This is a genomic window from Microbulbifer discodermiae, assembly GCF_040742695.1.
In the GTDB taxonomy this organism is placed as follows: Bacteria; Pseudomonadota; Gammaproteobacteria; order Pseudomonadales; family Cellvibrionaceae; genus Microbulbifer.
Window position 1 is genome coordinate 1 of record NZ_JBFLAB010000099.1, and the last position, 6,646, is coordinate 6,646.

General features: G+C 55.7%; 8 protein-coding genes. 3 read left to right on the forward strand and 5 right to left on the reverse strand.

Annotated elements, in window-relative coordinates:
* From AB1S50_RS18550 to AB1S50_RS18560, 3 genes are all read right to left on the reverse strand, one after another.
* The coding region (locus tag AB1S50_RS18550; protein ID WP_367152687.1) for a hypothetical protein at positions 1-1,113 on the reverse strand (1,113 nt) is incomplete at its 3' end.
* A 628-nt stretch (positions 1,114-1,741) separates the two neighbouring features.
* The gene (locus tag AB1S50_RS18555; RefSeq protein WP_367152688.1) at positions 1,742-2,197 is read right to left on the reverse strand and encodes a helix-turn-helix domain-containing protein; all 456 of its coding nucleotides are present in this window, start codon (positions 2,195-2,197) and stop codon (positions 1,742-1,744) included.
* Between the two features lie 5 nt (positions 2,198-2,202).
* On the reverse strand, positions 2,203-2,565 hold the full coding sequence (locus AB1S50_RS18560) for a hypothetical protein (protein WP_367152690.1): 363 nt from the start codon (positions 2,563-2,565) through the stop codon (positions 2,203-2,205).
* A 201-nt stretch (positions 2,566-2,766) separates the two neighbouring features.
* Between AB1S50_RS18560 and AB1S50_RS18565 the strand changes: the two genes are divergently transcribed.
* From AB1S50_RS18565 to AB1S50_RS18575, 3 genes are all read left to right on the forward strand, one after another.
* Positions 2,767-3,024: a type II toxin-antitoxin system Phd/YefM family antitoxin gene (locus AB1S50_RS18565; RefSeq protein ID WP_367152692.1), complete on the forward strand. Its 258-nt coding sequence runs from the start codon at positions 2,767-2,769 to the stop codon at positions 3,022-3,024.
* Positions 3,014-3,289: a type II toxin-antitoxin system RelE family toxin gene (locus AB1S50_RS18570; protein ID WP_367152694.1), complete on the forward strand. Its 276-nt coding sequence runs from the start codon at positions 3,014-3,016 to the stop codon at positions 3,287-3,289. The genes AB1S50_RS18565 and AB1S50_RS18570 overlap by 11 nt, the downstream gene beginning before the upstream one ends.
* A 166-nt stretch (positions 3,290-3,455) precedes the next feature.
* Positions 3,456-3,794, forward strand: a complete 339-nt coding sequence (locus tag AB1S50_RS18575) for a hypothetical protein (protein ID WP_367152695.1) — start codon at positions 3,456-3,458, stop codon at positions 3,792-3,794.
* A 3-nt stretch (positions 3,795-3,797) separates the two neighbouring features.
* Here AB1S50_RS18575 and AB1S50_RS18580 read toward each other — a convergent pair whose 3' ends face one another.
* The gene (locus AB1S50_RS18580; protein ID WP_367152696.1) at positions 3,798-5,597 is read right to left on the reverse strand and encodes a hypothetical protein; all 1,800 of its coding nucleotides are present in this window, start codon (positions 5,595-5,597) and stop codon (positions 3,798-3,800) included.
* Positions 5,597-6,646: hypothetical protein (locus AB1S50_RS18585; protein WP_367152698.1), on the reverse strand; the 1,050-nt coding region annotated here is incomplete at its 5' end. The genes AB1S50_RS18580 and AB1S50_RS18585, both read right to left, overlap by 1 nt.

Sequence of the window (6,646 nt, forward strand, 5' to 3'; positions counted from 1 at the left end):
CAGTTGCACCCACTGCTCCCGCTCCCGTGTCTGATTGGGTTTGGCGGTGGAGCCGCCGCGGACACTGACCCGATACAAGTTGTAAATATCCTCGCGCTCCATGGTGGGCCACACGGCCCCCTGGCCGGCGATCTGGCGCACCTGTTCCGGGGTGATTTCCAACAGGAGTATTTCCGCCGCATAGCCGGCCACTTCGCTGATCCAGTCTTCCAGCGCGTCGCGGCGCTCACCCATACGGCCCTGCATGGAGGCGGCCATCAGTTCGGCTTCGGTGGCGGTTTTGGAAACCTGGGTGATATTGCGGCTGGCGTCACTGGCACCGGACAGCATTTCGATATCCCGGTGAATGGTCGAGGTGTCAAACAAACCGGGATCCACCCGGGGGGCGGGAATTTCCTGCAGGTCGTGGGCCAGTGGCCGCTCCGGATCGCCGCCAACGCCGATCATGTCGTTGGTGCGCCGGTTTTGGATATTGTCCAGGTCTTCGTCGTCCAGCCCGCCAGCGCGGCGATAGGCGGTGGCCGGGCGCAGATCCCTCCTCAGCTCCCGGTATTTATCCCGGGTCTCGTTGTATTCCGCCTGCAGGTCCTCCAGCAGTTCCACATCGGACAGAGGCTCCGCACTGCCGTCCACCTGATTGAAGGCGAGCCCAAAAAAGGGGTACCAACGGCGCCCCTGCTTTGGCGGTGAAAACGGCGGGCGCGCCCAGCGCTCTTCTCCCAGCGCCAGGGTGTAAACTGTGTTGTCCCGCTTGCACCAGATCTCGAACACCGGGATCAGCTGTTCCTCTTCCCTGCTGTCCCGACTGCGTTCTTTGCCATTGATGGTATGACGGCGTGCGGATTGATCCGCCTTGCGGCCGAACACTTCGGAAAACCGCTCGGGCGTAAACCACAGGCGGTGGGCTATGGCATCCGCCCGCTCGTAGTCGTCGAACTCGTTACGGGTGTCATCCAGAATCAGGATGTCTTCGGTCAGCGGCCGATCAATCACCAGTCCCTCGCTGGCCACCACCTCGACCTGGGATTGCAGGCTTTGAATCTGCTGCTGCAGCTCGGCGCGGGTGGCCTCCAGGTCGCCGGCACAGGCCGGGTCCTCCAATTCTCTCAGCAACTGTTCCACCCGTTGCAGGTTGTCCTGGGCATCCTCCAGGCGGTTTTGAATCAGGGGGGTCCCGCCGGTAGTCTCTCTGGTAAACCACTTTCACCCAGCCCGCGGCGGCGGTCATGGTGGCGCGCAGCAGGGACTTGGCACGCTTTTTCAGTTTGCCTTCCTGCACCAGTTGACGGTTGAGCACCACCGCCAGGGTGGCGGCAAATTTACGCCAGGCCTGGTACATGGCACCTTCCGCCGCTTCGGCGGCATCGCAGTCGATATCGGGATCCTTGGCATAGATCTGCGGAATCAGACTGGCAAACACCGAAAACAACAGGCGGATACCCTTCCCTTCCTGCTCGCCCTTGCCTCTGCCGGACAATACCTGCCGCCAGCGCTCGACGTTTGCCTTGGTTTTTTTGTCATGAAGCTCAACAAAGCGCTCCAGGCGGGCGGACCACCGCCGGACCAGGGCTTTTTCGGACTCGTCGATGTCGGGGGGAGCCTTGTTGTACGGGTCCATGGCGCGCCTTATTACCAATCAGGCGTCCAGTGTGCAGGGAATACAGTGCGGTGATGAGTTGGGGGTCACGGCTTGATTGACGTTACCCCCAGAGAGGACGAGGAGAGTGTGAAAAGAGAAAAGCTAGGCGCAATCAGACCCTAGAATAGCCACGTTCCACCGGTCATTTTTGCTCAGTTTTAGGCGTTTTTCCTGGTCGCTTCGATCTAACGCATTCAGTCGCTCGACCAATGCTTTCACCTGACTACTCTCCTCAATGAATTGCAAATAACAGATTCGCAGTAAAATATCTGAGGAACCATTAATTTTATTATCGCCGCTCTCCCACTTGCGAACCGTTATTTCCTTAACACCAAGAAGACTGGCTAAACATTTCTGGGACATATCCATTTCACAGCGTAGGAACCGTATTTCCCGGGCACTTAGGGTGCCTGCCTTACCAACCAGGTACAAGCTGATTGCTTTATGCAGGCCCTTCAGGTCATGGATGGCGACAGCCTCGCCATATGCGGTCTCTCGCTTTGTATAGCCATTTTCCAAAAATATGTTTGGGAGGCCACAGTTTTTATAGTGATACATCTCTATTAGCCCTCTTCCACAAATCGAATGTTCAAAAAATCCCCGCCAGGAGATAGGCATACGGTGACAAAAATAGGTAGCCCGCCGGTAAGGCAGGTTAGTACACCGCTGACAGAACCATCCTCCTCAATTACCGGGCCATGTTGTAAGTCGCCGCGCTCAAGCGCCGTCCATACCTGGCTCATATAGATCTTTCCGGACGAACAGACATCCAATGGAGGAATAAAGACCTTCGCAGAGTCTGCTGCCAAAGCCCGGACCTGGCGAATGAAACCTTTAGCATTTGAGAATATTGGGGTCGGCTGCATAGTACCGATATTATATATCGGCTCGCGATGCAAGGGATCAAAATTTGTGACTAAGTTCATACACCTGCGTCAAAAATTGTCAGCCAAAAAGCTCGAAATTGAGAAGATAATTTCAAAAAGGGCCAATTGATCACTTTTTGGCCATCTCTTGTGGAAAGCAGTTCAAATAACCATCTTCCTCTCCAGTAATGTGTGAGTATTGTAGGTAGCCTTTATTTGATCTAATATTAGCACTATTAAAATACTTTTTATGGCACCAATATGACTGCAATCAACATTCTGTCCGACCGGGTTATGCCTATTTCCGAGGCCAAGCGTAACCCTATGGCCCTGGCTAAAGACACTGAGGCCGGGCCCGTTGCCGTACTGAACAGGAACCGGCCGGTCATGTATTGCCTGTCCCCCGCTCTCTACGAAGAGATACTGGATCGTCTGGAGGACGCCCAACTGGCCAGGGTAGCGGAAGAGCGCCTCACCGATGGCAGCGAAGCGATACCGGTGAGCCTGGATGACCTATGACCTAAAATTCCACCCGGCGGCCTTCAAGGCATGGAAAAAGTTAGGGGCCAATGTTCGCTCGCAGTTTAAAAAGAAGTTGGAGGAACGGCTCGAAAATCCCCACGTGCCAAAGGACAGGCTCTCTGGCAAAAAAGACCTCTACAAAATAAAACTCAGGGCAGCCGGTTATCGGCTTGTCTACCACGCCAACGACGTCGAAATCATTGTTACTGTCATCGCGATCGGTAAACGCGAGAAAAATCAGGTGTATTTGCAAATAGAGTGAAAGGGTACATTCGTGCGGCCTTCGATTATTTGCACCAGGATTCTCTTGGGCGGATAATGGTAAATATCATCGCTGGCCGGCGGGTACGCGGATATGCAAGGAAGTCAATGTGGTTCCCTAATCACTCTGGTCCTATTTACCGCTATTAAGCTTCTGGTATCAGGCAATGACTGATTCGGAAAACAAGTGGGGATGGACCCTCCCAGTCTCAATAATGGTCGCCGTTGGCTTATACCATCTCAATGGCGAGCAGGGCGGCTCAGAAAAGCTGCTCTATGCCGTTGGAGCGCTACTGATAGCCCTGTTCCTATTCCTTGCCACCCGGCCCTGGTTCTGGATGCTGGTATTTTATTTGGGGGCTGCGGCAAGCTTTCTGACCATGCTCGCTTTTGCTGTCCATTTCCAGATATTACCGGCCCTGGGCATGTGCGTTATGGGATTCGCCGCAGTTGTTATCGGACGCGCTATCGGTATCGTATTTTATCAAGTGGACGGACTATTTTAGCTTTCATCGCCGAAGCAATTCCCGCATAGCGATGAACGCGTTTTGGTCATTTATTCCGCGCACTTTATTCAAGCCGCCTCTCATGAAGTCAAAGGTCGCCCCCGTAGTTGACTGCTGTCCGGACGCAACATTTGCCAGGGTATTTATGCTCTTCTGCATCTCACCCTGAAGGGAGGTACGGGCGGTTGCTCCGAACCGTTTGTCCAGCTCATCGGCAAACAACATTTGAGTCTTCAGATCATCACTGAAATTTGCCCCATATTTTGCGGCCACTGTTTCCAAATCAGCGGTGGCATCCATTAAGTTGACCCGCGACTGAGTATTACTCATCAGGCGCCGCAACACCGTCCCCACTGCCTTGTCGGCATTGTCACCATAGAAATTGACTTTACTTCCACTGGCATCCTGCAGCGCGTCCAGGGCGTTCACCGTATCCGCATAGGCGGTATTGACACGATCATATTCCGGAAAGTTGGTATCCAGCGCGCTATCCAAGTCTGCGCGCAGGCTCTTCAGGATACGCTCGGTCCTACCTCCGAGTCCGTCTTTGCTTTTCCCATAGGTAACCTGTTCATCGATGTATCGTTTCAGCCGATGCAGGTCGTAGGCGTCCGGAGCACGCGTGTCTCTCATTCGAGCGACGATATTCCTAACTACCCGCTCGGCTGCATCGACACCCTCAATGTCGGATCCGGCAAACAGAGGCTTTAGCCGGCGATCCATTGTGACACCCATTTCCCGCAGCCTGGCAAGAAACTCGTCGACGGGAGCCCGATAGTCCACTGGTTTGCCTTTCAGCGCTTTTGCCACCGCGTCCAGTTGCCTGCCCGCATTCTGGTTGACCAGCCTGACGTGGCGCACGCGCTGCATCAGGGAGTCGCCTGCAACATCGGAGGCTCGGTTGTCCATTGAATAGCGGGCATTGTTGTGCCCGCGCTGGCGAATACCAAGCATTCGCACCATTCTCTGTCGATCTTCCGGGGATGCTCTCTTGATGGCCGACACTATCGATTTGTCGAACCCCTGCTTGATAGCGTTTTGCGCCACCCTATCCTTTTCAACCCCTCGCCAGTTGTCGGAAAGTCTGTAGGGGGCAACCTCCCCACTGGTGGAGTCGGCCTTGATTTCCTCTGCCCGCCTGGCGGCCAGATCGTTTACAGGATCTGTGGTTTTCGTTTTCGGAAGAGCTGCTGTGCGTCCACGCTTGCTCGGGTCCAGCGCGCCAGAGCCCCGAACACCCGGAATCCTTACTCCCAGATACTGGGCAATCGCAGTGGGAACAGCCGATGCCACAGCTCCAGCAGCGGGGCCTCCGACCGCATTTCCAGCCTCGCCCGCCAGCTCGGTAGATTTCTGTATGGCTGCTGCAGCCGGTACAGCGGAAGTGGTCAATGTTTGCGTAGCAAGCTGCGCTCCAGCGGTTCGGGGCTGATAGGTCAGGCGCTCGGAAACGCCCCGCCGCACAGCCTCAGCCGCCTCTGCGGGGTCCACGTCTGTCAGGCCCAGGGCGCGGCCGGCAGCGGTCACACCGAGGGTGCCCAGGCCGGTTAATCCGCCGGCAACCTCTCCAACTCCAGCGGAGCCAAGTGTTAAAACCGGCTCGACCAGGCCCCCGGATAATTGCCGGCTAATGTCAAACAGACCGGGCGTTTTATCGGGCACGGGAACATCCGGTTGCTGCCCCGCTGCCGTGACACTGGGCTGCGGCTCAACAGGTCGCGCTGTGGTTATGTCAAATCGTTTGCGCTGCGGATGCTGGGTGGAGTCATTCACTGGCCGGGCAGTGGACAAATCAAAGGCCATCAGATTTCCTCCACTTCTCCGTTGGGGCCGATGTAGGCGCGGTTGCCACTACCATCGATCATCAGTTGCCAGCCCTGTGCGTTGACTGGTGGGAGGGGTTGGTTAAAAGCATTTTCGCCACTGGTTAAGGGAAGCGCCTCATTCGTACTTCCAGTGCTTTGAGTACCGGAAGCTTCACCCCAAATGTCCTCAACCGGGCGCATGTCTCCACCAAGCTTTGCTCCAACAATGGCGTCAACAATGTTTAGTTTGGCCTGGGCAGCTTCGGAATGATCTTTTCTTGAAGGCAGCATTTCCATTAACAGGGCCTGATCCCGATCAGTAAAGGTACCTTCACCACTGACGCGAAAAATGGATTTAAGCACCGGTGCCATTGCCGCAGCCGCACCCTCGGCAATCTGCGCTTCCGGTGTCATGGCAGGTATCCTGCCGGCAACTGGACCTGTGGTCGTATTCTGCATGGATTCGCGAAGCCCTTTTACGGCCATTTCATAGGTGGAAAGTGCGACTTTGTTTTGTGCGGCACGCTCTTCTGCCCCAATCACGGCACTGCCCGCTGCTCTGCCCATGGATTGCGCATATGCCCGGCGCTTGTCAATTTCCGCCTGCAAATCGGCGTCAGACAAAGCCTGAAGATCGCTCACAAGCGGAGCGACACCACCGTCGGCGCTTGGTCCATAGCGGGTGCCCCCCTGTGAGAATTCGCTGTATCGCACCAATTCATTAAGGTCACCCGTCTGTTGGTATTCAGCGAGTGATTCCGAAGTAAAGTCACGCGGGTTTATTTTTCCGAACCCCAGCAACTGCGGTCTTTCATGCAGTGAACCATCTGCACTATCCATCACCCCTTTGGCCAGCCCCGTCTGCAAGGCGGCGGTGTTCGCCACTTGCGCCGTGGTATCCGGCGCTTTAATCGGCTGGGCATTGAGACCGGCAAGACGGGTGCCGGCAAGGCTCTGTTGGATTGCCTGGGCCAGAGCGGATTCAAGGGGACCGGCATCGCCCCACTCCCCGGTATCCCGATAATCCGCATACTGCTGCACCTGTGG

Coding starts and splice junctions, on each gene's coding strand:
- AB1S50_RS18555 (WP_367152688.1), bottom strand. CDS start 2,197: ATGTATCACTATAAAAACTGTGGCCTCCCAAACATATTTTTGGAAAAT.
- AB1S50_RS18560 (WP_367152690.1), bottom strand. CDS start 2,565: ATGAACTTAGTCACAAATTTTGATCCCTTGCATCGCGAGCCGATATAT.
- AB1S50_RS18565 (WP_367152692.1), top strand. CDS start 2,767: ATGACTGCAATCAACATTCTGTCCGACCGGGTTATGCCTATTTCCGAG.
- AB1S50_RS18570 (WP_367152694.1), top strand. CDS start 3,014: ATGACCTATGACCTAAAATTCCACCCGGCGGCCTTCAAGGCATGGAAA.
- AB1S50_RS18575 (WP_367152695.1), top strand. CDS start 3,456: ATGACTGATTCGGAAAACAAGTGGGGATGGACCCTCCCAGTCTCAATA.
- AB1S50_RS18580 (WP_367152696.1), bottom strand. CDS start 5,597: ATGGCCTTTGATTTGTCCACTGCCCGGCCAGTGAATGACTCCACCCAG.